This window comes from Sphingobacterium litopenaei, assembly GCF_014692495.1.
In the GTDB taxonomy this organism is placed as follows: Bacteria; Bacteroidota; Bacteroidia; order Sphingobacteriales; family Sphingobacteriaceae; genus Sphingobacterium; species Sphingobacterium litopenaei.
On sequence record NZ_JACOIJ010000017.1, the window covers coordinates 54,927 to 80,480 of the forward strand.

Below are 25,554 nucleotides of genomic sequence, written 5' to 3' on the forward strand. Positions count from 1 at the left end.
ATCCGCCACTGCGTCAAGCACCAAAACGTAATATTCCATCATTCTTACATCACAGAAATTCTGTATCTTAGCAGCATAGCAATTGCAGCTAAAACGTATGTCAAACCAGTGAGTGATTCGGTGAGTTGGGAAAAGGGGTGGTTGTAAAACATTGACAAAGAGATTAATGTCCGATAGGTTCGATTCCCCTACGGGCTACAAAAGCGACTTCAAAAGAGTCGCTTTTTTTATTTGTGTGTAACACTTTAACATGCATATCAATAAAAAAGGTGGCAACAAATTGCTGTTACCACGTACTCATCATATTTAAGTTATCTAAACCTATTTCTCTATAATACTTATGGCATAACCACCGCCAGGAGCTACTTACTGTTTGAATTTGGTCTTATTAGTCACTTGTAGCTTTTTGATAGTATATGCCTGAGGATTTGTTTTATAATGGACATCCGCGGCATCTGCATAGACAGTAGCTTCGTATTTCTTACCTGCAGGCAATAAACTAAAATCTATCACCGAATTATGCCCAGCTTCTGCACTTACATTACCAACAAACCATTTATTTTCTCCTTTCGCCTTGCGAGCGATTGTAACATAATCTCCAGGGCTTGCCTCCAAATATTTACTATAATCCCAATCTATTGCCACGTCTTTAATAAATTGAAAAGCATCTGGAAAACGTTCATAATTTTCGGGCAAATCCGCAGCCATCTGCAAAGGACTATATATTACCACATACAATCCCAGTTGATTAGCTATAGTGGAATTAACATAAGAGCTATTACCAGGATTCACCTTTTTCAAATCCATTTCAAAAAACCCTGGCGTAAAGTCCATCGGACCACCAATCATTCTTGTAAAAGGGAGAATTGTCACATGAGGTGTCTTTGTGCCACCAAAAGCCTGATATTCCGCCCCACGTGCAGATTCATTCGCAATCAGATTTGACCAAGTACGGCTAACTCCAGTCGGACGAACAGCCTCATGTGCATTTACCATGATTTTGTGATCAGCTGCTTTTTCTATTGCATATTGATAGTGATTGTTAACAAATTGGCTGTAATGATAATTCCCAATCGGAACAATATCTCCCACGTATCCACTTTTCACCGCATCATAGCCAAATTCATTCATAAAACGATATGCCGTATCCAAATAGCGTTCATAGTTGCGAATAGATCCTGATGTTTCGTGATGCATAATCATTTTTACACCGCGCTCTTTAGCATATCGTTGAATGCCTTTTATATCAAAATCAGGATAAGGCGTAACAAAATCATATACATGATCCTTGGCATTACCAATCCAATCTTCCCAGCCTATGTTCCAGCCTTCTACTAATACCGCGTCAAATCCATGTTTCGATGCAAAATCTATATATCTTTTTACGTTATCATTCGAAGCACCGTGACGACCATGGGGTTTTAGTTTAGAATAATCTGTAGTGCCTATTTGAATCACTGGTAAATCGTAAGAATATGACCAATCACTTTTACCTGTTATCACTTCCCACCATACACCTATACATTTTGTCGGTTTAATCCAGGATACATCTGCTATTTTGGATGGTTCATTCAAATTTAAAGTAATGCGTGAAGCCAAAATATCTGTTGCCTTTTCGCCTACTATTATTGTTCTCCATTGCGTATTACAAGGAGCTTGTAATGAACCACGCGTGCCATTGGGCTCAGGTGTTCCCATCCTTTGAGGCACGGCTTTTCTTATAGCCAACAATCAATTTATCTTCCCTCCCATTTTAATTTCTGCACTCTCTTTGTCCCTCAGTTTAAGGTTCAAGATCTGCTCGGTTATGCTGTTTCCCATATTCTTTATACGAGCTCCTAAAATATACTGATAGCCGCCATCTTTAAGTTTTTGTATGTTACTCTTAGATAGTAGACCCGAGTCAGCAACAACAATCAAATTTTCAAATGAATATTTAGAAGTGAAATGTTCAATGATAGGTAGCATGGTTTCTCCCTCGTACTTGTTCCCTTCAAAAATATCATAATCCAGTGGGTACCCATTTTCACTTACTAGTAAACCAAGTACGATTTGTGGGTGTTGGTGTTTCCCATCTTTGCTAAAACCTCTTTTACGCAAGTCATCTTCATCACTGGCCTCGAAATACAAGGTTGTTACATCGTAGAATACGATTGATAGTTTTCCTCCAAGAATACCTAGAGTATGTGCAAAACTTATTTCTTTGACCAGGTCTATTTGCTCTTGATGAAGTTTATCCAAATATCTATAAATCGAATAGACGCTCACGTCTATACCTTTATACTTCATCAGGTAATCAGTCGTTTTCAGCTTACTGACAGGATAGACTATACGCGTGATAACTAAATGTTTAAATAGTTCTTCATCAATAGCATTGAAGCCAATATCATTAAAAATATGTCCTAACAACAACTCTGGACCAACGAGATTCATTGCATCTAAGCTATTCAGAAAGGTATCTATTAAGTCTAGTTCTTGGGAACGCTGGAATGGAATACTGGTTTGCCCACCATTACTTTCAATAATCCTTTTACCTTTTTTTATAAGACGATCGATCTCTTGCTGATCTGAAGAACTACCGACAGTTTGATGAACAATATACCGACCAGAAGATTTATCAATAATCTGAACACTAGTGGAACCGCTTTTATTACGTTTGCATCGAACGAACATATTGTCTCAAATGTATGAAATAGATGACAATATAACCGCGGGACACCCAAAACACATCAAAAATTGGCCTTTACAGCCACTTTAAGCTACTTTTGGAAATTAACCGCACAAAACAGGAGAAACAAACTAAACGCATTAATTTAAAAAAAAAATCCAAATAAAGCAGGGGTATTTCGGAAATTCATTTACTTGATTTAACTTATTAAATAATTAAGAAAAGAAAATTCCATGATATAAGCAATACAGCAATTATTCCTACATTAGTAAAGCTAGATTATGAAAAAGTTCATGAGTATTAAAAGAATAGTAATAGGGTTTGCTTTATTAAGCGTAGCAGGGCTTATAGGCTTGATTTACAAATTATACAATCCTATGTTATATAATTTCTTTCCTCCATGCCCTATTAAACACGTAACTGGTTTTGATTGCCCTACCTGCGGCACCCAGCGCGCAGCTCATTTGCTTTTAAACGGAGAGTTCAAAGCAGCTTTCTATCAAAATCCGCTGATTTTTTTATTTACACCTTATATACTATTTTGGATTTATTTGAAACTGATAAAAAATCCAACAGCCAAAGAACTTAAACTTTACGACAAATTATATGGCAATAAAGCACTCAAAGTCGTTGTAATTATTGTAGTGATTTTCACAATTTGGCGGAATATTTTTTAAAAATAAAAAAGGGCTTCAAAATAATTTGAAGCCCTTTTGGTATATATGATTAGAATAATTATTACATCATTCCGCCCATGCCACCACCCATTGGAGGAGCACCAGCACCAGCATTTTCTTCTGGTTCGTCAGCTAATACACACTCCGTAGTCAACAACATTGAAGCTACAGAAGCTGCATTTTCTAAAGCTACACGAGAAACTTTAGTTGGATCGATAACACCAGCACCAATTAAGTTTTCGAATACGTCAGTACGTGCATTGTAACCGTAATCTGCAGTGCCTTCTTTTACTTTTTGAACGATTACTGCACCTTCGATGCCTGCGTTGAAACAGATTTGACGTAAAGGCTCTTCGATAGCACGTTTGATAATGTCGATACCGATGTTTTCATCTTCGTTATCACCACGTAAGTCTTTCAATGCTTCAGTAGCGCGGATGAAAGCAACACCACCACCAGCTACGATACCTTCTTCAACTGCTGCACGAGTAGCGTGTAATGCATCGTCAACACGGTCTTTTTTCTCTTTCATCTCTACTTCAGTAGTAGCACCTACGTAAAGCACAGCTACACCACCTGACAATTTAGCCAAACGCTCTTGTAATTTTTCGCGATCGTAGTCAGAAGTTGTAGTTTCGATTTGAGAACGGATTTGAGCAACACGAGCTTTGATATCTTCTGCGTTACCAGAACCGTTGATTACAGTTGTATTATCTTTATCAACAACTACTTTTTCAGCTTGACCTAAGTCTTCTAAAGTAGCGTTTTCTAATTTGTAACCTCTTTCTTCGGAGATAACAGTACCACCAGTTAAGATAGCGATATCTTCCAACATTGCTTTACGACGGTCACCGAAACCTGGAGCTTTAACTGCAGCAACTTTCAATGAACCACGGATTTTGTTTACTACTAATGTAGCTAACGCTTCACCGTCTAAGTCTTCCGCGATGATCAACAATGGTTTACCAGTTTGAACTTGTTTTTCTAAGATCGGCAACAATTCTTTCATGTTGCTGATTTTTTTGTCGTAGATCAAAATGTAAGGGTTATCTAATTCCGCTTCCATTTTGTCTGAGTTAGTAACGAAGTATGGTGATAAATAACCACGGTCGAATTGCATACCTTCTACAGTTTTTACTTCTGTTTCAGTACCTTTTGCTTCTTCTACAGTGATTACACCATCATTACCTACTTTTTGCATAGCTTCAGCGATCAATGAACCGATTACTTCGTCATTGTTAGCAGAGATTGAAGCTACTTGTTTGATTTTATTGTTGTCTTGACCTACTGTTTGAGATTGAGCTTTTAAGTTAGCTACAACCGCAGCAACAGCTTTGTCAATACCACGTTTTAAGTCCATTGGGTTAGCACCAGCAGCTACAGATTTGATACCTGGAGCAACGATAGCTTGCGCTAATACAGTCGCAGTAGTAGTACCGTCACCAGCTTGATCAGCAGTTTTAGAAGCTACTTCTTTCACCATTTGAGCACCCATATTTTCTAAAGCATCTTTCAATTCGATTTCTTTAGCAACAGATACACCGTCTTTAGTGATAGCAGGTGAACCAAATTTTTTCTCGATAATTACGTTACGACCTTTAGGACCTAAAGTTACTTTTACCGCATTAGCTAATGTGTCAACACCTTTTTTAAGTGCTTCCCGAGCTTCTACATTATATTTTACTTGTTTTGCCATTTTAGTTTTTATTATTTTTTAAGAATTTGATAATAAATAATTACAATCTAATCCTTATTAAAGTAGATTAAAATTGATTAAAGAACTGCGTAGATGTCAGATTCACGCATAATTAAATATTCTTTACCTTCATAAGTGATTTCAGTACCTGCATATTTACCGTACAATACTTTATCACCTACTTTTACAGTTAGAGGTTCTTCTGGTTTACCCGAACCTACAGCTACTACAGTACCTTGAGATGGTTTTTCTTTTGCAGTATCAGGAATGTACAAACCTGAAGCTGTTTTTTCTTCTGCAGGAGCAGCTTCTACTACTACTCTGTCTCCAATAGGTTTAATATTTAACGCCATAATCTTATATAGTTTTTTAGTTTTTTATTAAATACTTATTCGCGGTTAATACAACATCAACTATGCCAAATAAGTTTTGCAGTTTTTCCTTGTCATTTTTTCATTTTAAAGGCAAATATTGACAGTTTTTAATCCTGACACGGTGTCACGATGACAGTCTAATGATAAAATAAAAAAGCCTCGCAAAAAATTTGCAAGGCTTCTTGTTATGCTTATCCAACGGATTATTTACTTGAATCAGGAGCTGTAGTAGCTGGAGCTGCTTCTTGTTGTGTTGGAGCTGTATTCAAATTCAATTTTGGAGTAGTAGCTGGAGCTTCGATTTGATCTGACAAACCTCCTTTTACCGAGCTACCAGAAGGACCTAAAATGTTAATCCCTAAACTGAACACCATTAATAAAATTACCAATGTCCAAGTACCTTTTTCTAAAAAATCGCCTGTACGTTGTACCCCCATCAAATTGCTTCCACCTGCAAATCCTGAATTCAAACCACCTCCTTTTGGGTTTTGAATCAACACGATAAGTGCAAGCAAAATACTAACGATAATAATTAAGACGATGAATAATGTAGTCATTTCTTTATATGCTTTTTAATTATAAGTTCTTTTCTAATTCTTCAATTCGGGTCGCAAAATACGATTTTTTTTCTGGATATTTCAAAATTAATTTTTTGAAAACCTCAATCGCTTTTAAATACAATCCTTGATCAATATATATGTTTGCCAAAGTCTCAGTCACCAGTACATAATTATCTTCTGCGCTTTGTCTTGCCATGTTTTCATTGTTAATGTTTTCTGGCGAAGGTGGCTGAATTATCGGATCTTTTTGAATAAATTTCTCAATAATTTCTGCTCCTTTTTTCGGAGGAACGGGAACTACTGGCTTTTTCTTTACTTCTTCACTCAATTTCTCTTCAGGATCTTGAAAATGAATGATATTTTCTTTGATCTGCTGATCCAAAATCGAATCTTCAATTTTTCCAAAATCAACAGCTGGTTTTGCTGGTGCTAAAGATACGTTCGCTACCGCGTAAGGCTGATACGTGTCCGCATGTTCCAAACGCGTCTTATGCAACCACCAACGGAAGCTGTAAGGCATCAAATCGTCGTTATAAAGACTGACATCTTCCTTCTCTTCTGGAACAGTTACAGCAGGGGATGTTTCTTCTTCAACAATCTTGTTTTCCTTATTTTCAAAAGAATCAAAAGCAAAGTAGTCACCAATCACACCTCCTTCATGAACCAAGCGATCAATTTCTAATTGATCTTCTACTTCTTGAGTAACTTCCTCTTTAGATTCAGCAGCGATTTCTTGATTAGATGCTTCATCCGAAAACTCATCGATCTGTTCTTGCATTTCCTCTTCGGTCGCTAGATTTTCAGACAAATCTTCAACTGCAGCAGACTCTTCCTCTTCAATTGGGGCTTCTAAATTAACGTCAACTTCAGAATTATTAATATCTTCATTTGTATCAGAAGCTGTTTCCTCGTCGATGAAATCAACAATTTTCTCTTCGAAAATTTCTTCCTTTGGAGTTATTTCTTCGGCAACAAATTGATGTTCAACTGGAGCAGCTTCAACGAACCTTGGTACCTCCTGGTTATCAGCATGTATCGGTTTGTTAACATAATTCATCAACCAGCTTTCGCTATGCGCATAAAGCAAGGCCAACTCCTTATTTGGAGATTCTTGATTCAATAACTTTTTGCGACGCTCATAAGCGAACACCAAAGGTTGAGAATAAGGATATTTGAGCAAAAATCCCAACAAATCTTCCTCAGTTAATTGAGTGGGATCTTGAAGCGCTTGTTTATATTGTAAATGATATGAGTTATTCAAGGTAGTCATCGTATCTATCTATTACCAATTAGCAAATGCGCGATTGTATATATCCTCTGTTAACATTTTTATAATATCCGAGTTTAACTGTGCTTCGTAAGCTGTCACATCAGAACCTGGAAATTCTTTAAATTGGCTAAAACTTTCTTCGAAATCACTTTCGCCAGTCTGATCCAATTTATTTGTATATTTTACTTTAACTGTAATCGTCAGTCTACTGTTTTGAGCACGGTCATTATTACCTGCTCCCACGGAAGCTGGGGTAATCGAATAACCTGTTATAGTTCCTTCAAATATTGCATCACCGTCTGCATTAACCTGACTTAAACTCGATTGCGTACGAATACGCTCTTTAAGTCCTTCGGTAAAATTCTGACTCAATGTCGTATACACCATCGGAGCCAAATTCTCGAAATATAAAACGCTATATGTCTTCATATCCTTCGGAATCGAACCGCCAGTAAAACTATACTTCACACCACAACTCATCATCACCAGGGTCAAAAACGCACATATTGCCACTTGCAATTTTAATCGAATACGGTACATATATGAGATTATTCTAAGTTTAAGTCTTTTATTTTTCTATATAGTGTTCTTTCCGAAATACCCAACTCTTGCGCCGCAGCTTTTCGTTTACCTTTATGCTTTTTCAAAGCCTTTTTGATCAAATCAGACTCTTTGTCCACTAAAGATAATGATTCTTCTACTTCTTCCACATCTTGTGTATCTAAAGAAACGTAATTTGAAGCACCTGTATTATTATTTGAAGTCGGATGATGTATAATAGTTGGCGTTACGCCTATTTCCTCATGCGGATATAATTGTGTAGCTACTGGCTTCACCTCATTATATAACTGATTGATATATTGAGAATTTTGATCAAAAGAAGAAGGATTCACTCCATTTTGAATCAACTCAACAACCAACTTTTTCAAATCCACCATATCCTTCTTCATATCAAAAAGGACTTTATATAAAATGTCTCTTTCTGAGAAATCTTCTTTTGATTGTTCCTTAACAAAAACAGGCAAGGATGATTTGGTAGCTTCCGAAGGAATATATCGACTTAAAATTGCCGCATCAATAGTTCTTTCCTTTTCTAAAATAGCGATTTGCTCCGCAACATTTTTCAATTGACGCACGTTTCCTGGCCAAGTATAATTTGCCAATAATTCTTGTGCATCAGGAGTTAATTGTACGCCTGGAGTTCTATATTTATCCGCAAAATCTGCTACAAATTTACGGAACAACAAAAATACATCTTCTTTACGTTCACGTAATGGTGGGATTCGTAAAGGCACCGTATTCAATCGATAATATAAATCCTCTCTAAACTTACCTTTCTGAACAGCATTGTACACATCCACATTTGTAGCTGCGACTACGCGAACATTCGTTTTCTGAACCTTAGATGACCCTACACGAATGTACTCGCCAGATTCCAAAATACGTAATAAGCGCGCTTGAGTGCTTAAAGGCATTTCGCCCACTTCATCCAAAAAGATAGTACCGCCGTCGACCACTTCAAAATATCCTTTACGCGCCTCATGTGCACCTGTAAAAGATCCTTTTTCGTGTCCGAAAAGCTCAGAATCGATCGTTCCTTCTGGAATAGCACCACAGTTTACCGCAATGAATGGTCCATGTTTACGCGCACTCAATTGATGAATAATATGCGAAAACACTTCTTTACCCGAACCACTCTCTCCTTGTATCAACACCGAAATATCTGTAGGAGCGACTTGTCGAGCAATATCGATAGCACGATTCAGCAACGGTGAGTTACCAATAATACCAAATCTATTTTTGATGTCTTGAATATCCACAGTTACTTCCTTTTTATTTAGTCTACGATTTTACCAATTAATGTTGCAGATGTACAGCTTTCACCCAATACATTTACGTAATCTCCCACTTTGTAGCGAGTGTCTACAGGAAAAACAACCATTGTATTTTGATCGTTGCGACCACAATAGTCTTTGTCCGAACGTTTAGAGAAACCTTCGATCAAAACTTTGTGTACTTTTCCTACATATTGTTGGATACGTTCTAAACTATGGATTTGTTGCTTATTCACCACTTCCGTCAAACGTCTTTTCTTCACGTCTTCTGGAATGTCATCTTCATAGCGTTTAGCCGCTAATGTGCCTGGGCGCTCTGAATACGCAAACATATATGCAAAGTCATACTTCACATAATCCATCATAGACAATGTTTCAGCATGCTCTTCTTCTGTCTCTGTACAGAATCCTGTAATAACGTCTGTAGAAATAGCACAGTCTGGCATAATACGACGAATCGCATCCACACGTTCCATATACCACTCACGGTCATAAGTACGATTCATCAATTCCAATACACGCGAGTTTCCAGACTGTACTGGTAAGTGAATGTATTTACAGATGTTTTCATATTTTGCCATCGTGTACAATACTTCGTCCGTAATATCTTTAGGGTGTGAAGTAGAGAAACGAATACGCAATTCAGGACTCACCTGTGCTACCATTTCCAACAAGTTGGCAAAGTTGATAGTTGGCAAAGGCTCTTGACCATCTTCAACTTTAGGTGTGTATTTGTACGAGTCCACATTTTGACCCAATAAGGTTACTTCTTTATAACCAGCATTAAACAAGTCTTGAGCTTCTTTCACGATAGAAACCGCATCACGACTACGCTCACGACCACGTGTGAAAGGAACAACACAAAACGAACACATGTTATCACAGCCACGCATAATCGAGATAAATGCCGATACTCCATTTGTGTTCAAACGAACTGGGCTGATATCTGCGTAAGTTTCTTCGCGAGATAATAAAACATTTACAGCTTTATTACCGTCTTCTACTTTATTGATTAAGTTTGGAAGATCGCGGTAAGCATCAGGTCCTACAACTACATCAACCAATTTCTCTTCTTCTAAAAATTTAGATTTTAGACGTTCGGCCATACAACCCAACACACCTACTACCAAACCTGGGTTTTTAGCTTTTGCAGCTTCAAATTCTTTCAGACGGTTACGAACACGTTGCTCTGCGTTTTCACGAATAGAACAAGTATTGATAAAAACTACATCAGCTTCTTTGTAGTCTTTTGTAGTCTCAAAACCTTGATCAATTAATATAGACGCTACAATCTCACTATCAGAGAAGTTCATCTGACAACCGTAACTCTCAATATATAATTTTCTACCATCAGCCTTCCCTGTAGGAGCCAACTCCACTGCCTCACCTTGGCGAGTCTCATCATGCGTTTTAGTAGTATGCAATAAATCTAACATAGCTTAATATAAAAGAATACAAAGTTATAAATAATATTTCAGAATGAATGACAGTTTGTCATAGCTTTCACACTTTAATATGTAAAAATAATGTAGGATTGTTAAAAACAATTACCTTAGCAGAAGAAGTAAAAATCATATGAGAATAGCCGCAATAGATCTTGGTTCAAACACTTTTCATCTCATCATTGCTGAAAAGAAATCAGCGCATTTTGAAGTTATATTTAAGATAAATAAGCCGATAAAATTAAGTGAGGACATCACAAAAAACAATACTATAATCCCTGCCGCATTTTATCGCGGAATAAACTGCCTTAAGGAATTTAAAACTATTTTAGAAGAGTACAATGTCGACATAATAAAAGCCGTAGCTACTTCTGGCGTTCGTAGTGCTTCCAATGGTGAAGAATTTGTAAATACAGTGCGAGATCTTACAGGAATTGAAATAGAAATAATTTCTGGGGAAGAAGAAGCTACATTGATATACGCTGGAATCAAAGCAAGTGGTGCTATTCGAGGTAAATCTCTGATAATTGACATTGGCGGAGGAAGCACGGAATTTATATTCTGTGATAAAAATAAAGCGTATTGGAAGAAAAGTTTTGATATAGGAGCGGCTCGCTTGATGCAAAAGTTTTGGAATTCTGACCCATTAAGTGATTTAGAAAAGAAAAACTTAAAAGAGCATTTAGATAATACCTTAAAAGAATTAATTGAGTTCAATAAAAATTTTGGCGCACCCCATCTCATAGGATCAGCAGGAGCTTTTGAAACGTTTAATGAAATGATTTACCCCTCCTCACAGATTGAACACATCAAAAGCACAGACATCAATATAAATCAATACAGAGAGCTGAGCAATCTACTTGTGCATTCTACGCATAAAGAACGATTACAAATGCCTAATTTAATTCCTTTACGTGTAGACATGATTGTCATGGCTTGTGTTCTTACGGATTATATTATTAATAATTTGAATATTCAAGAAATCAAATTGAGTACATATGATCTTAAATACGGCATTTTAAGTCAACTGTAGAAAACAAGAAAGGCGTTGGAAATCCAACGCCTTTTTATTAAGATCTAAACTTTATTATTAATTACCAGCTTCTGCTTTAGCAGCTTCTTGCATTTTTTTGCTCGCTACGATTACCACCTCTACACGACGGTTTTCAGCACGACCAGCATCAGTATCATTTGAAGCAATAGGCTCTGAATAGTTTTTACCTTCAGTTTTGATACGACCACCAGCTAAACCTTGAGAAACAGCGTAATCTCTAACTGCTTTCGCTCTAGCTTCAGAAACTTTTTGATTAGCTGATAAAGTACCTACGTTATCTGTGTGACCTAAAACTAAAATTTCAGTATCAGGCTCTTTATTTAAAGTTTCTACTAACTTAGCAATGTTAGTTTTTGCATTACTTTTCAAAGCTGAACTATTGAAATCGAACAAAATACCTGAATCGAATTTCACCAAAATACCTTCACCAACTTGCTCAACTTCTGCTCCAGCTACAGAATTTTCAATTTCTTTAGCTTGTTTGTCCATTTTCTTACCAATCAAAGTCCCCGCAACACCACCGATTGCAGCACCTGCAATAGCACCGATAGCTGTGTTACCAGCTTTATTACCGATCAACGCACCGATACCTGCACCAGCTGTAGTACCAATTACAGCGCCTTTAGTTGTGCTACTTGTATTTTGGATAGTTTCACAACTTGCCAACAACATCGCAGATGTAGCTAATGATAAGCCATAAACTGCTAACTTTTTATTCGCTTTCATAATCATATATTTTATTCTATTTCTAAACTCTATTTTTAAAAGCAAACAAAGCTAATGCCAATATTTTATATTTTTCAAAACGCGCGTGATAAAAGTTGTTTTTAAAACTTAATTTTGTGGCGGAATATCTAATTTAGGCAGTTTTTCTGGAGCAGGTCGGCCTTTAGCATCCCACTCTTTAAATGATTTTGTGATATAATTTAACAAATCATATTGCCCCCATTTGGTGGCTACTGCATGAGAAGGTCTGTATAACTCCATGAAATGTTCCAAATCTTGCCCTTCTAGTCCTGTTGTATTGGTTACAATAGTCTTATTGAATATTCGATCTACCGCAATAGCATCCAACTCTCTATCCATGAATTTTTCAAAGCGTTTCATGTTTTTGGCTTCCCGGCCAAAAAGATTATAAAGCGCTGTAGCTGGACTATTCAAATACGTACCCGCCGAGTTTTTCCCTCCATTATAAATTCCTTTTTTGGAATAATCATTCAGGATATCTTCCATCTCTTGCTGACGTGTACGTCTAGCCACTACAACCTCTTCAATAGTCAATCCAGGCTGCATCTCTAATACAATATCCTCCATACTATACAGTACAGTTTTTAGAGGACCATATCCAACTTTCGTGATGGACAAACTATCGCCTATAGATGCCTCAATATAGAATACCCCAAAATTATTCGTAGTCACCGTACGTTTCGAACACAAATTGGTTACGTTGACATCCACCAATCGTTTTCCGTTGCCTTTCTCTAAAATTATACCCGACACTTTAGGCATATCAGACACCTGCGCCGTTACAAATTGCATCAGCAAGAGCAATGGCATGAGGAAGGTTATCTTTTTAAATAGTATTGTCATATGCATCTAAAGTAATCAAATATTGGACTCTGTTTTGTTAAAAAGTTTAAAGATTTTTAGAACTTCTTATTTGTATGGGTAAAAAACAAAGTTGGCTCCCTCCGGTACAACGACGAATAAACACATGAAATTTTCGGGCTTTTTATATGTTTTTTCAAAGGCAGCTTTTTTACCTGAAGCTATCACACCTCTTTCAACAAATTCTTCTAAAGAAGATGCCTTAATAGACCAATTCGTTCCTAATTCTGCTCTGTCTAAGAGAATTTCACCTAAAGACACTTCGTGTTGTGTAGCAATAAAAATAGGATAAAGCGTATAACCTTCAGCAACCATTTCCGAAGAAATTTCTTTGATAGATTCACTATAGAAATCCAAATCAACCTTCAGACTTTGTAGAGGACTGGGTTTCTTTTGCTCTTGTCCATCTCCACCCGCGGAGGCTCCAGTTATTAAATCCGAAAAATCCATATTATCTTAATCTTAATAAAACCACATTTTCCACATGTTGTGTTTGTGGGAACATATCCACAGGTTTAATGCGCACTACCTCATATTTAGCAGCTAACATTTCCAAATCTCGTGCTTGCGTCGCCGCATTACAGCTGACATACACTACTTTAGGAGCTTCCATCTCTAAAATACGATTTACAACATCTGCATGCATACCTGCACGCGGTGGATCTGTAATCACCACATCTGGTTTTCCATGAATAGCCACAAATTCAGCAGTCAATACATCTTTCATATCTCCTGCATAGAATTTGGTATTATTTACACCATTAATTTGCGAATTTATCTTCGCATCTTCAATAGCCGAAGGCACATATTCTACCCCCACAACCTCTCTAGCTTGACGCGCTACGAAATTGGCAATAGTTCCGGCCCCTGTATATAAATCGTAAACCAACTCATCACCTTTTAGTTCAGCGAAATCACGTGTGATTTTATACAATTCATACGCTTGACGTGAATTGGTTTGATAAAATGATTTAGGACCTACTTTGAATTTTAAGCCCTCCATTTCTTCATAGATAAAATCTCGTCCTTTGAAAACATGAATTTCCTGATCAAAAATCGTGTCATTACGTTTTTGATTGATGATGTATAATAAAGAAGTAATATCAGGGAACTTTTGGGCGATAAAATTCATCATCAATTCCACTTGACCATCTTCAAGATAAGCAAAAACTACCACCACCATAACTTCACCTGTCGAAGATGTACGGATAATCAAATTTCGTAAAGCACCTTCGTGCTCTCTCAAGTCATAGAATGAAATTCCATTTTCAACTGCAAAGTCACGCACTGCATTACGTAGATTATTCGAAGGATCTTGTTGCAAATAGCAATGATCGATATCTAAAATCTTGTCAAAACGACCTGGCACGTGAAAACCCAAAGCATTTAGATTTTCAGGTGTCACCACCTCATCACGACTTGTAAGCCATCTTTTATTCGAAAAAGTGTACTCAAGTTTATTGCGGTAATATGTTGTTTCAGCAGACCCTAAGATATCTTCCATAGACGAAGTATCTACCTTGCCAATACGCGTAAGCGCATTATCAACGTATTGCTGCTTGAATTTCAATTGCGCTTCATAGCTCATATGCTGCCATTTACAGCCACCACAAACCCCAAAGTGCGGACAGAAAGGTTCGATACGATAAGACGAAGGTTGTATGATTTGTGTTACTTTTCCTTCAGCAAAGTTTTTCTTTTTACGCTGTAATTCTACATCAACAACATCACCAGGAATTGCTTTCTCAATAAAAAGCACTAATTCCTCATGTCTGCCTACACCTTTGCCTTCTTCAGCGATGTCAAAAATCTCAATATTTTGAAGCTGTTTTTTATCTTGTGGTATTCTTCTGCCCATAGCGTACAAAAATACACTTTTTAATCGCAATTTGGAATCCGATTATCGTCTACTTAAGCAATAGTAGCCTGAACCAAGTAAGGCAAAATTTCTTTTTGGAAAGAAATAAAATTCTTGCGCACATCTGCTTCAGTAACAGCGGTGAACGCAAAAGAAAAAACAATATTTTTACTAGACTTAATCAAAAAAGTCAATTTTTCTTCGGGAATGGTAGAACCAATGACCTCATTTTTAATAAAGGAACTGAGCAATAAAAACTCCAAGTCATCAGATAATGTCTTCAAATATTCCTGAGCATTCGTTGACTCTCGAATAAACTCCCAACCTACGAACTCATTACAAACAGTATATGTAACACGACTGACCCGCAAAATGGTCTTTCCTAAGAAAGTTGAAAGATCCAATTCTTTTACACGGGTATTCAAGATATCTTCTACATTTTCGCGAATGTAGTCCATCAACACTTCGTGTAGGATGATTTCTTTGGAAGGGAAAATTTTGTAAAATGTAGCTTTTGAGATGTGCGCTTGCTTTGCGAGCTCATTTACGCTGGTCTTGTTGTAACCATATTTGCGAAACAAATCTCGGGCAGCTCTTTTTATTGTATAAACTACATCTTCCTGATTCATATTAATTTGTTATGACGTACAAATTCCCTTGCTTTCGTACTTGATACCGTCGCAAAGAACATTCTGCCAAATGTGTAGGAGAACCATCCAATAACAGCCATTTTGCTGCTGTATTCGGATCGACAGCCTCCAAACCTTCCACTACCACTTTGCTATTTCCAGATCCCTTCACGGTGCTACACCTATCGTATGCGACCACGGTACTTCCATTATTATAGACAATCAAACCACATACTCCACCATTTGCATATATCCAAGAATGCGCTAATGACAGTTCCAGGCTTTTTTCTAGTGTTAAAGTCTCGTTGACAACACTATTTAAAATCATATTGCACCCTCCATCTTTGCAACCACTCAAAAGCAGCGATACCGTGAAGAATGCAAGACAATTTATATATTTAATCATCTAGATGATTTCGGTCTCAAATTGGGACAAGAAACGAGCATCGTTCTCTGAGAACAATCTTAAATCTTTAATTTCATATTTCAAGTTGGTAATACGCTCGATCCCCATACCGAAAGCAAAACCAGAGTATTTTTTACTGTCGATACCACAGTTTTCTAAAACGTTAGGATCAACCATACCACAACCTAAAATCTCAACCCAACCCGAACCTTTGCATAAGTTACAACCAGCACCTTTACAAATAGTACAAGAAATATCCATTTCAGCAGAAGGCTCTGTAAAAGGAAAATACGAAGGACGGAAACGAACTTTCGTACCTTCTCCATATAATTCCTGCACAAAGTGAAACAATGTTTGTTTCAAGTCAGCAAACGAAACATTTTCGTCTACATACAATCCCTCCACTTGGTGGAAGAAACAGTGAGCTCTCGCTGAAATAGCCTCATTGCGGTAAACACGACCCGGCATGATCGCTCTGAAAGGAGGCTGACCTGCTTCCATTAAACGAACTTGTACCGATGAGGTATGTGTGCGCAATGCAATATCATTACCCTCTTGCTTTTTGATAAAGAAAGTATCTTGCATATCACGAGCAGGATGTTCAGGAGGGAAGTTCAAGGCAGAGAAATTATGCCAGTCATCTTCAATCTCTGGACCTTCTGCGACGATAAATCCTAATTTTTTGAAAATCTCAACAATCTCCTTGCGCACAAGCGACAACGGATGACGAGATCCTAATTGAAAACCTTCACCTGGTAGAGTTAAATCTTCTTCTTCGCGTTTATGAACTTTAGCAGCACTAGCAAACTGAGCCTGAGATTCTTGAAATTTAGTCTCTGCTAATTGCTTAAATTCGTTCAACACTTTACCCAAAACTCGTTTCTCTTCATTAGAAACAGTTTTGAACTCTTCAAACAATTCTTTGATTATCCCTTTAGAAACTAAAAATTTTAATCTGAAATCCTCTACATCCGCAGCAGATGCAGGCGTAAATTGCTCAATTTCTTTGGTATACTGCGCTATTTTATCTTGCAACATAATCGCCAAAGATACGGCAAAAATTAAACTTTTAGTGAAAGGTTATTCAAAAATATTCTATCTACTTAGAATGGTAGACCGTCATCGGTATCATTCTCTGTAAAATCCACACTTTGCTCTTGTGCTTGATTAGTAGTGTTATTATTAGATGAGTTCGAATTGTTTGTATTTTCGAAATCTGACCTGCGGCCTAATATATTAAAGCTTTCCGCTACAATTTCAGTAGTATATCGTCTCACGCCCTCTTTATCTTCGTAAGAACGTGTACGCAATTTTCCTTCTATATATACTAATCTACCTTTGGTAAGATATTTGGCTGCTACATCAGCCAATCCGCGCCACATGACAATATTGTGCCACTCCGTTTGTTCTACTTTTTTACCATCCTTGTTAAATGTTTCAGAAGTAGCTAATGGAAAACTGGCAACACTTACATTTCCTTCTAGATAACGTAATTCCGGGTCCTTTCCCAAGTGACCCACTAAAATAACTTTGTTAACGCTCGACATAATAATTTAGAGTTTTTAATTGATTAGTTCATAAAATACTTATTAATGAAAGAAAAAATAAGCTTATGCTTAGCTAATTTATCTAAATTATCTGAATTATAATAATTCCAAGACGGTTTTTTTTCGATATTATTTTGCTCATCTACAACACGATAAAATCGTGCATAAATATTCTGATGACTTAAAATATGCTTTATTGGCTCACCAATTTCCTCAATTTCTACATCACCAAAATATACCTTATACTCGTCCTGCTCCTTCAATTCTTCTAAACTTACCTCTTGCTGTGTCTCGATAAGAGGAAACTCATACATATTTGCCCACACATCATTTTCTCCTCTTTTTGCAAAAAGATAAGCCCCTTCTTTTTCAACGACAAAATAATGGAAATAACGGTTTCTGCTGGATTTGCCTTTGATTTTCACAGGAAGATTAGCTACCAAACCATTTTTTAAAGCCACGCAATCTAAGCTTAAAACGCAGTTCTCACAATCTGGAGCCTTTGGCTTACAGACTGTAGCTCCAAAATCCATAATAGCTTGATTGTACAGACCAGGATGAGAATCAGAAATTACCTCGTTGGCCAAAGCTAAAAATTGCTTCTTGCCACTTGTAGAATTTATTGGCGTGTCAATTCCAAAATATCTCGACAAAACACGAAAAACATTCCCATCTAGTACCGCCTTCTTCTCATTTATAGAAAATGAAGATATAGCTGCAGCCGTATATTCCCCCACTCCTGATAGCTTAATTACTTCTTCATATTGGGTTGGAAAAACACATTCAAAATCTGACATCACCATTTTGGCAGCCTTATGCATATTACGGACACGAGAGTAATAACCTAACCCTTGCCAAAGACGTAAAAGCTCACCTTCACCTGCTTCAGCAAAAGCTTTGACATTTGGGTAAGATTCAACAAATCGATAGAAATAAGGCATCCCTTGTTCCACTCGCGTTTGTTGCAAAATAATCTCCGACAACCAAATTATATAAGGGTCTTTTGTATGTCTCCAAGGCAGATCGCGACCATTATTTCTGTACCAATTAATCAGCTCATCAGCTATTATCATACAGCAAATATCAAGATAATTTAACAGTTTTTAACAACAACAAGTTGATTTTCAATAACAACAACCTGACTACTAACCAAATAAATTTGTACATTTGCAACCGCCCCTATGAGAAACAAATAACAACTAAACTTAACTACACAGAGGAGGAGTATGTTTAAGAAAAAATCAGCTATACAAATAAGTATAGAAGGAATTAAAGAAAAAAGTTTAGAGGTTCCTACTATATTAATAAAGCACTGGAAAGAAATTTCTCTTTCAGCATTAGCCCTAATTGTAGCATTAATCGGCACTATTGCCTATGTAGCCGCAATCAAAAAGGCAGAGGATGTAAGTGCAAAATACGAAGCAGCATTGGAGAAAATTCATCAAAAAAATAAGAAGCTTAATTCTACGCAGCTTGAAACACAACAAGATATTTTGGAAGCCAAAAAGTCTTTTATGAAAATTGACTCAACTATCCAAAGTATTAATGGCAAAATGAAAAAACGCGGCATTAACACCAAGTTAGCATTTGCCAATACAGGTGGTCCAACTGAAATTGATGAAGAAAACATTGCCTTATTAAGCGAATACTATGAAAATTTATTAGCCAATGTAGAGAAGAAAATGGCTAGCATACCGCTTGGCAAGCCGCATAATGGCGCAATAACTTCAAGGTTTGGATATAGAGTAAATCCATTTACTCGCAGAGGAAGAGAAATGCATTCTGGTGTGGATTTTAGAGGGCGTATGGGCGAACCAATCCGTGTGACTGCAGATGGCGTGGTGACTTTTGCTGGATACGAAGGAGAATACGGATATGTAGTCAAAGTAAAACATCAACATGGCTACGAGACAAGATATGCACATTTAGTGCGTACGCAAGTGAAGAAAGGACAACGTGTAGATGTAGGCACAGTAGTAGGATTGCTAGGCAATACGGGTCGAAGCACAGGCCCCCATCTTCATTATGAAATCTTAAAAGACAATAAAAAGATTAATCCAGAAAAGTATTTTGAATTGTAACCGAGAATTCAAAAATAAAAAGGTTCATTTGATGTATACAAATGAACCTTTTTATTATACTTAATTCTACCTAATCCTTAATTCAATTTATCTTATCTCACGTACACAACGAATATTCATCATACTTGTATTCGGATAACCAGAGTCCGTTGCCGCCCCAATTATATCTCCATTTAAGGATGTAGTCGTAGAGGTATAAACCTCTCTAGACAATGTACTTCTATTAATCCAATGAAAAGATTCAACTTCTTCTGACGTGAGGAGTGTACTTAATGAACTTATATAGTAACCGAAAGAATAAAATCGGATAGACCTCACTGTATTATCTGCTGCAGTATAAGAAATCTGAGTATATCTTTGATTCACGTCATTAGTCTTAAAACTCTCCTCATGTCTACCAACAACGTGGCTAGATTTCTTATAAAGCCTATCATACTCTACCAGAGTAGGCAATCTCCATGTATTAGCTGGAAAAACTCTGTTACAAGGATCTCCTACCTCAGGATTCCCTACCCCCCTGGCCTTAGAGCTTTATATTGCCAATAATCCGTTAATTTTTCCATTCTGCCTTCTCCAAGTGTATTTCTAAACTTGTATTCATTGCCTACATCAGAGGCATCGTAGTACAAATTACCCAATCCCCAGATTAGTCCATCTACCTCAAATCCATTTACAAGATTAATTTTCCCATTATAATACTTACCTTTTTTCAAATTTATATTTCCATATTCAAATAGCACATTTGCATTCGAAAGCAAAGTAGTATCACTGTTTGCTCCATTTTTCTGAACAATAAGCTCATTCAATGTCACCTTATAATTTGACAACACCTTTTCTCCATCAGAGTCATTCACATATATAAACCTTGCCACAGAAAGCGTATCACCTTCCCCTGTCGCAGTAAAAGTATAAGGGAAAGCATTTTCGGCTATTTCCGAACGACTTAGAACTTTATTAAGTTTTAAATCAAACTCCGCTGTAGAACGCATAGAAAACGATCCAAAAGTTCCACTCATTTTTTTGACTTTCACATTTGCTCCCTTACCGTCAACTGTCACACCTACTTTCACCGTTTGAGGCAAAAACACTATAGGAAGTTTATACGAAACATCTGTTACCTTTGGATCAATCAAGAAATCACCATTATAATAGAAGAATTCTTTATCTGAAGGAATTACTAGTTTGGGATTGTCTGCGGTCTGTGTTGGATCCAAATTAAGACTGTCATAATCTGATTCGTTTTTAGTATTATACGTAAACGCTACAACACGGTAATAATTGGATGTATTGAACACATAATCTTTCTTGTACACTACAGGTATTCTGGTTTGTTCTCCCATCGTAGCTAACGTCATACCCACATGAATATCATTTTCATCGAAAATGAGAACCATAAACTTGACACCATTTTCTAACTTTTTCAGTTTCAATTGTGAAAGATCGGTAGGATTATTATTTCTTTCTTTTGCGGCTAACTTATTGATGGATTTTTTTATTTCACCTGAAGAGCTACTATATCCTTCTTCTATCTGAAATTCCGCAAAGAAACCTGGTGCAATTTCAGAAACGTTCTTAGAATCATCATACTTTTCTATCCCAGCAGAAGCCTTTTTATCCAGAATAGTTTCAGGCTTTTCATAATAAGACGCAGTTAGTTCTAAATCAATATACTTAGTCACCGCACGCGACCCCTCCATTGTAGTATCTTTAGAACAGGAAGGTAATTGTATCGCGCAGATTGCCACAAAAATCAAAAGGTATATATTTTTCATACTAAAAATTAATATTATAGTCTTTTATTACCTTCTTGATAAGTATCATACTCTGAGATACGAAGAGTTTCCTCATATGGGAAAACTTCAACAGTCGTGATCGATCCAGTAGCAATAGCCTCTTCGATCTGTAGGAGAACCAATTTAATTTGTGGAGGTTCGTAATTTAGTTTTGTCATTTGTTTTAAATTTAAATTTCCGCACGAAAACCAAATTTCAATTATTAAATTACAGGCTATTAATAAAACTGAGACGCAATAAATAGTTAGTTGTATACGCAAATATTCCCGTTTATAGAGGAAATGTCTTTCAAAAAATTAAAAATCGGGAGATGTTCGATGTAAATCGGGAATAAAATTAACTTAATTAATATTAAAGCCAAATTTTAACCAACAAACATTCTCTAAAATATTAAAATTGTCACGTAAAAATAAATTAATAACCTACATTGATAAATAAAGTTATCCAAACAACTTATTGTTAACCACCACGAACTCACCGCTCATTAACAGATAGTTACCAATTAAAGAAGGATGTGCATCACTAATCGATATTTCAAATAAAAATTTTGATACTAATAGAAAATTATATAACTTAGCGACGCTTATAGAGAAAGGCAGAGGGACTGGACCCGATGAAGCCTTAGCAACCTGTCACTAGACAAGGTGCTACATTCTACCCGAAACATGATATAGGGAAAGATAAGCCGAGATCACTAATTCCAAGTGGCCTTCTCTTAGCAACAAAACATTTTAAAGAATTTTTAATTTATTAAGGAACATTATATGTTACTAACTAACAATTTAGGCTACCCGCGTGTAGGACCTTTCCGTGAATTGAAGAAAGCTAATGAAGCGTACTGGGCAAAGAAAATTTCTGCGGAAGAATTATTAAAAGCTGCAAAAGAAATTCGTGAAAACAACTGGAAAACTCAAAAAGAGGCTGGAATCGATTTGATCCCTTCAAATGATTTTTCTTTTTACGACCAAGTATTAGATTTATCTCTTACTGTTGGCGCTATCCCTGCTCGCTATAACTCTTTATTAAGTAAAGTAGACAACAATTATAGTTTAGATTTATATTTTGCGATGGCTCGTGGTTTCCAAGAAGACGGAATCGACGTTACTGCATCGGAAATGACAAAATGGTTTGATACGAACTATCACTACATGGTACCTGAGTTCACGAAGGATCAAACGTTCAAATTAACATCTGAAAAATTCTTAAACGAATATAATGAAGCTAAAGCAGCTGGTATTGAAACTAAACCCGTTGTTATTGGCCCAATCACCTACTTATTAATCGGTAAAGAAAAAGAAGCTGGTTTTGACCGTATCGACTTAATCGACCGTTTATTGCCAGTTTACGAAGAGATTATCTCTAAACTAGCTGACGCTGGTGCTCAATACATCCAAATTGATGAGCCTTATTTGGCTTTGGATATTGATGCTAAAGTAAAAGAATTATATACTAAAGTATTCGAAAAATTGAATGCTGCGGCTAAAGGAGCTAAATTAATCGCTACTACGTACTTCGAAGCGTTGAAAGACAACGAAGATTTAGCGGTTAGTTTACCAGTACACGCTTTACACTTAGATTTAGTTCGTGGTGAAAACCAATTAGATACTGTTTTAGCAAAAGTTCCTGCTTCATTGACACTTTCTTTAGGTGTGGTAGAAGGCCGTAACATTTGGAAAAATGATTACGAAAAATCTTTAGCTAAAATCCAACAGGCTGTTGCTGCATTAGACAAAGACAGAGTTTGGGTAGGTACTTCTTCTTCATTATTGCACGTTCCTTACGATTTAGATAGCGAGAAAAAAGAAGAAACACTTCCTGCTGAAGTTAAAAACTGGTTAGCATTCGCTAAACAAAAATTAGCTGAGGTTAAAGATTTAGCGGTATTAGCGGATGGTGAAGTAGATGCTGCAACTGCTGAACGCTTTGAAGCAAACAAAGCTGCTGCCGAAAGCCGTCGCACTTCTCCATTGATTCACAAACCAGAAGTAAAAACGCGCGTAAGCAATATCACAGACGAAGATGCGAAACGTACTTCTCCATTCGAAGTTCGTAAAGTTGCTCAACAAGCGAAATTCAACTTACCAGCATTCCCAACAACAACAATCGGTTCATTCCCACAAACGAAAGATGTTCGTAAATGGAGAGCTGACTTGAAAAAAGGTGTTATCACGCAAGAAGAATACGATAAAGCAATCGCTGAAGAAACGGAAAGCGTTATCCGTTTGCAAGAAAACTTAGATATCGATGTATTGGTACACGGTGAGTTCGAACGTAACGACATGGTGGAATATTTCGGTGAACAATTAGCAGGATATGCATTTACACAGTACGGATGGGTACAATCATATGGTTCTCGTTGCGTAAAACCTCCAGTTATCTATGGTGATGTATACCGTCCAGCAGATATGACTGTTCGTTGGTCTTCATACGCGCAATCATTGACTGACCGCCCTGTAAAAGGTATGTTAACAGGTCCTGTTACGATCTTACAATGGTCTTTCGTACGTAACGACCAACCACGTGAAACTACGACTTATCAAATTGCTTTAGCTATCTTGGACGAAGTTCAAGCTTTAGAAAAAGCAGGTATCAAAATTATCCAAATCGATGAGCCAGCTATCCGTGAAGGTTTACCTTTGCGTCAAGCTGACCAACAAAAATATTTAGATTGGGCTGTACGTGCATTCCGTGTTTCTTCATCAAATGTAGAAGATGACACACAAATCCACACCCATATGTGTTACTCAGAATTCAACAACGTAATCAAAGATATCGCTGCAATGGATGCTGACGTAATTACTATCGAAACTTCACGTTCACAAATGAAATTGTTGAATGCTTTCGCTGGCGAATTCAAATACCCTAACGATATCGGTCCTGGTGTATACGACATTCACTCTCCACGTGTACCAAGTAAAGAAGAAATGATTGACTTGTTGCACAAAGCAAAAGATGTAGTTCCTGCATCTCAACTTTGGGTAAACCCTGACTGTGGTTTGAAAACTCGTGCTTGGCCAGAAACTAAAGCTGCATTAGAAGCTATGGTAGAAGCTGCAAAAGTATTGAGAGCTGAAGCATAATTTCGGAACTAGTATTATTAAATAAATTAAACCTCCCGCGATGTCAAAATTGCGGGAGGTTTTTTGTTTATATTTAGTATATGGAAATTCAAATTAAAGACTCCTTTAAAATAAATGAGCAAGATGTACTAGAAATATATCAGGTTAATAATTGGTCTTCCGCCAAAAAACCTGAACAATTAATACAAGCATTGCTTAACTCGCACTCCCTTGTTACAGCGTGGCATGAACATAAATTAATTGGTTTGGGAAATGCAATATCAGATGGATACTTAGTAGTTTACTATCCACATTTAATCATTCATCCAGATTACCAGCATTTAGGTATTGGAAAGAAGATTATTGCGAAATTTCAAGAGAAATATCAGGGCTTTCATCAACAAATTTTAGCTGCAGATGGTGAAGCTATAAAGTTCTATGAAAAATGTGGATTCGAGAAAGCAGGACAAACCCAATCCATGTGGATCTATAAAGGTGGGGAACATTAAATATTTCATACATCCATGCGTTGATACTATTATTTAACCCTTCCCATACAATTGTCGTATTATTGGCATATCAGATTTTCTTCGTTTAAATCATAATAAACCAATTTTGGGGTATGAATAAATCAAATTATTAGGAAATCATTAAAACTGCTCGCAAAGCCAAAGGATTAACCCAACAAGAACTTGCGAACGAAGCTAGGGTATCTCTTCGCACTGTACAGCGAATCAAAAAAGGAACAGAGGAAATAAGTGGTTTTAGTCTTCGTCAAATTAATAAAATATTAAACATACCGCTAGAACCCATTATTATGCAAAACGTCGTCGAAAGAAGTATTGATACCAACCAAATTGGAAGTATCAGAGAGGGTGTAAATTAAACTGTGTCATTAAATAAATACTTATTTTTAGACACAGTATAATGAACAACGAGAAATTTGATTTTGAGCGCTTCAAAGAAGAAGCTATGAAAGGCCTTTACGAAGGCAAAA

Annotated in this window: 26 protein-coding genes, 1 pseudogene and 1 riboswitch; of the genes and pseudogenes, 6 read left to right on the top strand and 21 right to left on the bottom strand. The window is 36.7% G+C overall.

The genetic code is table 11. From position 1 onward, the window contains the following. Window positions 1–366: 366 nt before the first annotated feature. Both H8B04_RS10070 and H8B04_RS10075 read right to left on the bottom strand, forming a co-directional pair. Entirely contained in the window at window positions 367–1,698 is a 1,332-nt protein-coding gene (locus tag H8B04_RS10070) for a glycoside hydrolase family 97 catalytic domain-containing protein (protein ID WP_190302277.1), read from the bottom strand. Further along, window positions 1,694–2,673 (bottom strand): annotated as a pseudogene (locus tag H8B04_RS10075) (IS1634 family transposase); the annotation flags it as partial. The pseudogene H8B04_RS10075 and the gene H8B04_RS10070, both read right to left, overlap by 5 nt. A gap of 288 nt (window positions 2,674–2,961) precedes the next feature. Between H8B04_RS10075 and H8B04_RS10080 the strand changes: the two are divergent. Further along, entirely contained in the window at window positions 2,962–3,345 is a 384-nt protein-coding gene (locus H8B04_RS10080; protein ID WP_190302279.1) for a DUF2752 domain-containing protein, read from the top strand. 61 nt (window positions 3,346–3,406) lie between these two features. Here the strand turns inward: H8B04_RS10080 and groL are convergent, their stop codons facing one another. From groL to miaB, 7 genes are all read right to left on the bottom strand, one after another. Next, on the bottom strand, window positions 3,407–5,041 hold the full coding sequence (gene groL / locus H8B04_RS10085) for a chaperonin GroEL (protein WP_190302280.1): 1,635 nt from the start codon (window positions 5,039–5,041) through the stop codon (window positions 3,407–3,409). Between the two features lie 77 nt (window positions 5,042–5,118). Next, complete coding sequence (locus H8B04_RS10090; protein WP_165292188.1) at window positions 5,119–5,394, bottom strand: co-chaperone GroES; 276 nt, start codon at window positions 5,392–5,394, stop codon at window positions 5,119–5,121. A 224-nt stretch (window positions 5,395–5,618) separates the two neighbouring features. Then, the gene (gene secG, locus H8B04_RS10095; protein WP_165292187.1) at window positions 5,619–5,972 is read right to left on the bottom strand and encodes a preprotein translocase subunit SecG; all 354 of its coding nucleotides are present in this window, start codon (window positions 5,970–5,972) and stop codon (window positions 5,619–5,621) included. A gap of 19 nt (window positions 5,973–5,991) precedes the next feature. Beyond that, the gene (locus tag H8B04_RS10100) at window positions 5,992–7,245 is read right to left on the bottom strand and encodes a hypothetical protein (protein ID WP_190302281.1); all 1,254 of its coding nucleotides are present in this window, start codon (window positions 7,243–7,245) and stop codon (window positions 5,992–5,994) included. Between the two features lie 12 nt (window positions 7,246–7,257). After that, window positions 7,258–7,674 (bottom strand): LptE family protein, encoded by a 417-nt coding sequence (locus H8B04_RS10105; protein WP_223815364.1) that lies wholly within the window; start codon window positions 7,672–7,674, stop codon window positions 7,258–7,260. A gap of 119 nt (window positions 7,675–7,793) precedes the next feature. After that, window positions 7,794–9,065: a sigma 54-interacting transcriptional regulator gene (locus tag H8B04_RS10110; protein ID WP_165292184.1), complete on the bottom strand. Its 1,272-nt coding sequence runs from the start codon at window positions 9,063–9,065 to the stop codon at window positions 7,794–7,796. Between the two features lie 17 nt (window positions 9,066–9,082). Next, window positions 9,083–10,516, bottom strand: coding sequence for a tRNA (N6-isopentenyl adenosine(37)-C2)-methylthiotransferase MiaB (gene miaB / locus H8B04_RS10115; RefSeq protein WP_165292183.1), 1,434 nt, complete (start codon window positions 10,514–10,516; stop codon window positions 9,083–9,085). A gap of 139 nt (window positions 10,517–10,655) precedes the next feature. On the opposite strand from miaB, the gene H8B04_RS10120 reads away from it, so the two are divergent. Then, window positions 10,656–11,555, top strand: a complete 900-nt coding sequence (locus H8B04_RS10120; protein ID WP_190302282.1) for a Ppx/GppA phosphatase family protein — start codon at window positions 10,656–10,658, stop codon at window positions 11,553–11,555. A 57-nt stretch (window positions 11,556–11,612) separates the two neighbouring features. Here H8B04_RS10120 and H8B04_RS10125 read toward each other — a convergent pair whose 3' ends face one another. From H8B04_RS10125 to mutY, 9 genes are all read right to left on the bottom strand, one after another. Continuing rightward, window positions 11,613–12,308, bottom strand: coding sequence for an OmpA family protein (locus H8B04_RS10125; RefSeq protein WP_165292181.1), 696 nt, complete (start codon window positions 12,306–12,308; stop codon window positions 11,613–11,615). Between the two features lie 102 nt (window positions 12,309–12,410). Further along, complete coding sequence (locus H8B04_RS10130) at window positions 12,411–13,166, bottom strand: hypothetical protein (protein WP_223815365.1); 756 nt, start codon at window positions 13,164–13,166, stop codon at window positions 12,411–12,413. Window positions 13,167–13,232: 66 nt separating this feature from the next. Continuing rightward, window positions 13,233–13,634: a hypothetical protein gene (locus H8B04_RS10135; protein WP_165292179.1), complete on the bottom strand. Its 402-nt coding sequence runs from the start codon at window positions 13,632–13,634 to the stop codon at window positions 13,233–13,235. Window position 13,635: 1 nt separating this feature from the next. Next, window positions 13,636–15,042, bottom strand: coding sequence for a 23S rRNA (uracil(1939)-C(5))-methyltransferase RlmD (rlmD, locus tag H8B04_RS10140; protein WP_165292178.1), 1,407 nt, complete (start codon window positions 15,040–15,042; stop codon window positions 13,636–13,638). Window positions 15,043–15,095: 53 nt separating this feature from the next. Next, window positions 15,096–15,671, bottom strand: a complete 576-nt coding sequence (locus H8B04_RS10145; RefSeq protein ID WP_165292177.1) for a TetR/AcrR family transcriptional regulator — start codon at window positions 15,669–15,671, stop codon at window positions 15,096–15,098. A 1-nt stretch (window position 15,672) separates the two neighbouring features. Further along, the gene (locus H8B04_RS10150) at window positions 15,673–15,999 is read right to left on the bottom strand and encodes a hypothetical protein (protein ID WP_165292176.1); all 327 of its coding nucleotides are present in this window, start codon (window positions 15,997–15,999) and stop codon (window positions 15,673–15,675) included. 78 nt (window positions 16,000–16,077) lie between these two features. Continuing rightward, a complete protein-coding gene (gene pheS / locus H8B04_RS10155; protein ID WP_190302284.1) occupies window positions 16,078–17,115 on the bottom strand; it encodes a phenylalanine--tRNA ligase subunit alpha in 1,038 nt (345 codons plus the stop codon). A 65-nt stretch (window positions 17,116–17,180) separates the two neighbouring features. Beyond that, window positions 17,181–17,624, bottom strand: a complete 444-nt coding sequence (locus H8B04_RS10160; protein ID WP_165292174.1) for a single-stranded DNA-binding protein — start codon at window positions 17,622–17,624, stop codon at window positions 17,181–17,183. A gap of 23 nt (window positions 17,625–17,647) precedes the next feature. Further along, window positions 17,648–18,697 (bottom strand): A/G-specific adenine glycosylase, encoded by a 1,050-nt coding sequence (mutY, locus tag H8B04_RS10165; protein WP_165292173.1) that lies wholly within the window; start codon window positions 18,695–18,697, stop codon window positions 17,648–17,650. A gap of 153 nt (window positions 18,698–18,850) precedes the next feature. Here mutY and H8B04_RS10170 point away from each other — a divergent pair, with 153 nt between their 5' ends. Further along, window positions 18,851–19,705: a M23 family metallopeptidase gene (locus H8B04_RS10170; protein WP_165292172.1), complete on the top strand. Its 855-nt coding sequence runs from the start codon at window positions 18,851–18,853 to the stop codon at window positions 19,703–19,705. Window positions 19,706–19,792: 87 nt separating this feature from the next. Here the strand turns inward: H8B04_RS10170 and H8B04_RS10175 are convergent, their stop codons facing one another. The 3 genes from H8B04_RS10175 to H8B04_RS10185 form a co-directional block, all read right to left on the bottom strand. Further along, window positions 19,793–20,071: a hypothetical protein gene (locus H8B04_RS10175; protein WP_165292171.1), complete on the bottom strand. Its 279-nt coding sequence runs from the start codon at window positions 20,069–20,071 to the stop codon at window positions 19,793–19,795. Window positions 20,072–20,214: 143 nt separating this feature from the next. After that, on the bottom strand, window positions 20,215–21,477 hold the full coding sequence (locus tag H8B04_RS10180; RefSeq protein WP_190302285.1) for a hypothetical protein: 1,263 nt from the start codon (window positions 21,475–21,477) through the stop codon (window positions 20,215–20,217). A gap of 14 nt (window positions 21,478–21,491) precedes the next feature. After that, window positions 21,492–21,656 (bottom strand): hypothetical protein, encoded by a 165-nt coding sequence (locus H8B04_RS10185; protein WP_165292169.1) that lies wholly within the window; start codon window positions 21,654–21,656, stop codon window positions 21,492–21,494. A 422-nt stretch (window positions 21,657–22,078) separates the two neighbouring features. Further along, window positions 22,079–22,185: riboswitch (SAM riboswitch) on the top strand. A 77-nt stretch (window positions 22,186–22,262) separates the two neighbouring features. Between H8B04_RS10185 and metE the strand changes: the two genes are divergently transcribed. From metE to H8B04_RS17495, 3 genes are all read left to right on the top strand, one after another. Next, window positions 22,263–24,578 (top strand): 5-methyltetrahydropteroyltriglutamate--homocysteine S-methyltransferase, encoded by a 2,316-nt coding sequence (metE, locus tag H8B04_RS10190; protein ID WP_190302286.1) that lies wholly within the window; start codon window positions 22,263–22,265, stop codon window positions 24,576–24,578. 80 nt (window positions 24,579–24,658) lie between these two features. Next, window positions 24,659–25,066, top strand: a complete 408-nt coding sequence (locus tag H8B04_RS10195) for a GNAT family N-acetyltransferase (RefSeq protein ID WP_190302287.1) — start codon at window positions 24,659–24,661, stop codon at window positions 25,064–25,066. Between the two features lie 140 nt (window positions 25,067–25,206). Further along, entirely contained in the window at window positions 25,207–25,443 is a 237-nt protein-coding gene (locus tag H8B04_RS17495) for a helix-turn-helix domain-containing protein (RefSeq protein ID WP_394354880.1), read from the top strand. Window positions 25,444–25,554 lie beyond the last annotated feature (111 nt).

Bases quoted from the DNA above. Each gene is read 5' to 3' on its own strand.
- H8B04_RS10080 (WP_190302279.1), top strand. From the start codon at position 2,962: ATGAGTATTAAAAGAATAGTAATAGGGTTTGCTTTATTAAGCGTAGCA.
- H8B04_RS10185 (WP_165292169.1), bottom strand. From the start codon at position 21,656: ATGACAAAACTAAATTACGAACCTCCACAAATTAAATTGGTTCTCCTA.
- H8B04_RS10070 (WP_190302277.1), bottom strand. From the start codon at position 1,698: ATGGGAACACCTGAGCCCAATGGCACGCGTGGTTCATTACAAGCTCCT.
- H8B04_RS10170 (WP_165292172.1), top strand. From the start codon at position 18,851: ATGTTTAAGAAAAAATCAGCTATACAAATAAGTATAGAAGGAATTAAA.
- rlmD (WP_165292178.1), bottom strand. From the start codon at position 15,042: ATGGGCAGAAGAATACCACAAGATAAAAAACAGCTTCAAAATATTGAG.
- pheS (WP_190302284.1), bottom strand. From the start codon at position 17,115: ATGTTGCAAGATAAAATAGCGCAGTATACCAAAGAAATTGAGCAATTT.
- H8B04_RS10180 (WP_190302285.1), bottom strand. From the start codon at position 21,477: ATGAAAAATATATACCTTTTGATTTTTGTGGCAATCTGCGCGATACAA.
- H8B04_RS10120 (WP_190302282.1), top strand. From the start codon at position 10,656: ATGAGAATAGCCGCAATAGATCTTGGTTCAAACACTTTTCATCTCATC.
- H8B04_RS10150 (WP_165292176.1), bottom strand. From the start codon at position 15,999: ATGATTTTAAATAGTGTTGTCAACGAGACTTTAACACTAGAAAAAAGC.
- miaB (WP_165292183.1), bottom strand. From the start codon at position 10,516: ATGTTAGATTTATTGCATACTACTAAAACGCATGATGAGACTCGCCAA.
- H8B04_RS10195 (WP_190302287.1), top strand. From the start codon at position 24,659: ATGGAAATTCAAATTAAAGACTCCTTTAAAATAAATGAGCAAGATGTA.
- H8B04_RS10125 (WP_165292181.1), bottom strand. From the start codon at position 12,308: ATGATTATGAAAGCGAATAAAAAGTTAGCAGTTTATGGCTTATCATTA.
- H8B04_RS10105 (WP_223815364.1), bottom strand. From the start codon at position 7,674: ATGAAGACATATAGCGTTTTATATTTCGAGAATTTGGCTCCGATGGTG.
- H8B04_RS10130 (WP_223815365.1), bottom strand. From the start codon at position 13,166: ATGACAATACTATTTAAAAAGATAACCTTCCTCATGCCATTGCTCTTG.
- H8B04_RS10145 (WP_165292177.1), bottom strand. From the start codon at position 15,671: ATGAATCAGGAAGATGTAGTTTATACAATAAAAAGAGCTGCCCGAGAT.
- H8B04_RS10135 (WP_165292179.1), bottom strand. From the start codon at position 13,634: ATGGATTTTTCGGATTTAATAACTGGAGCCTCCGCGGGTGGAGATGGA.
- metE (WP_190302286.1), top strand. From the start codon at position 22,263: ATGTTACTAACTAACAATTTAGGCTACCCGCGTGTAGGACCTTTCCGT.
- secG (WP_165292187.1), bottom strand. From the start codon at position 5,972: ATGACTACATTATTCATCGTCTTAATTATTATCGTTAGTATTTTGCTT.
- mutY (WP_165292173.1), bottom strand. From the start codon at position 18,697: ATGATAATAGCTGATGAGCTGATTAATTGGTACAGAAATAATGGTCGC.
- H8B04_RS10090 (WP_165292188.1), bottom strand. From the start codon at position 5,394: ATGGCGTTAAATATTAAACCTATTGGAGACAGAGTAGTAGTAGAAGCT.
- H8B04_RS10160 (WP_165292174.1), bottom strand. From the start codon at position 17,624: ATGTCGAGCGTTAACAAAGTTATTTTAGTGGGTCACTTGGGAAAGGAC.
- H8B04_RS10100 (WP_190302281.1), bottom strand. From the start codon at position 7,245: ATGACTACCTTGAATAACTCATATCATTTACAATATAAACAAGCGCTT.
- groL (WP_190302280.1), bottom strand. From the start codon at position 5,041: ATGGCAAAACAAGTAAAATATAATGTAGAAGCTCGGGAAGCACTTAAA.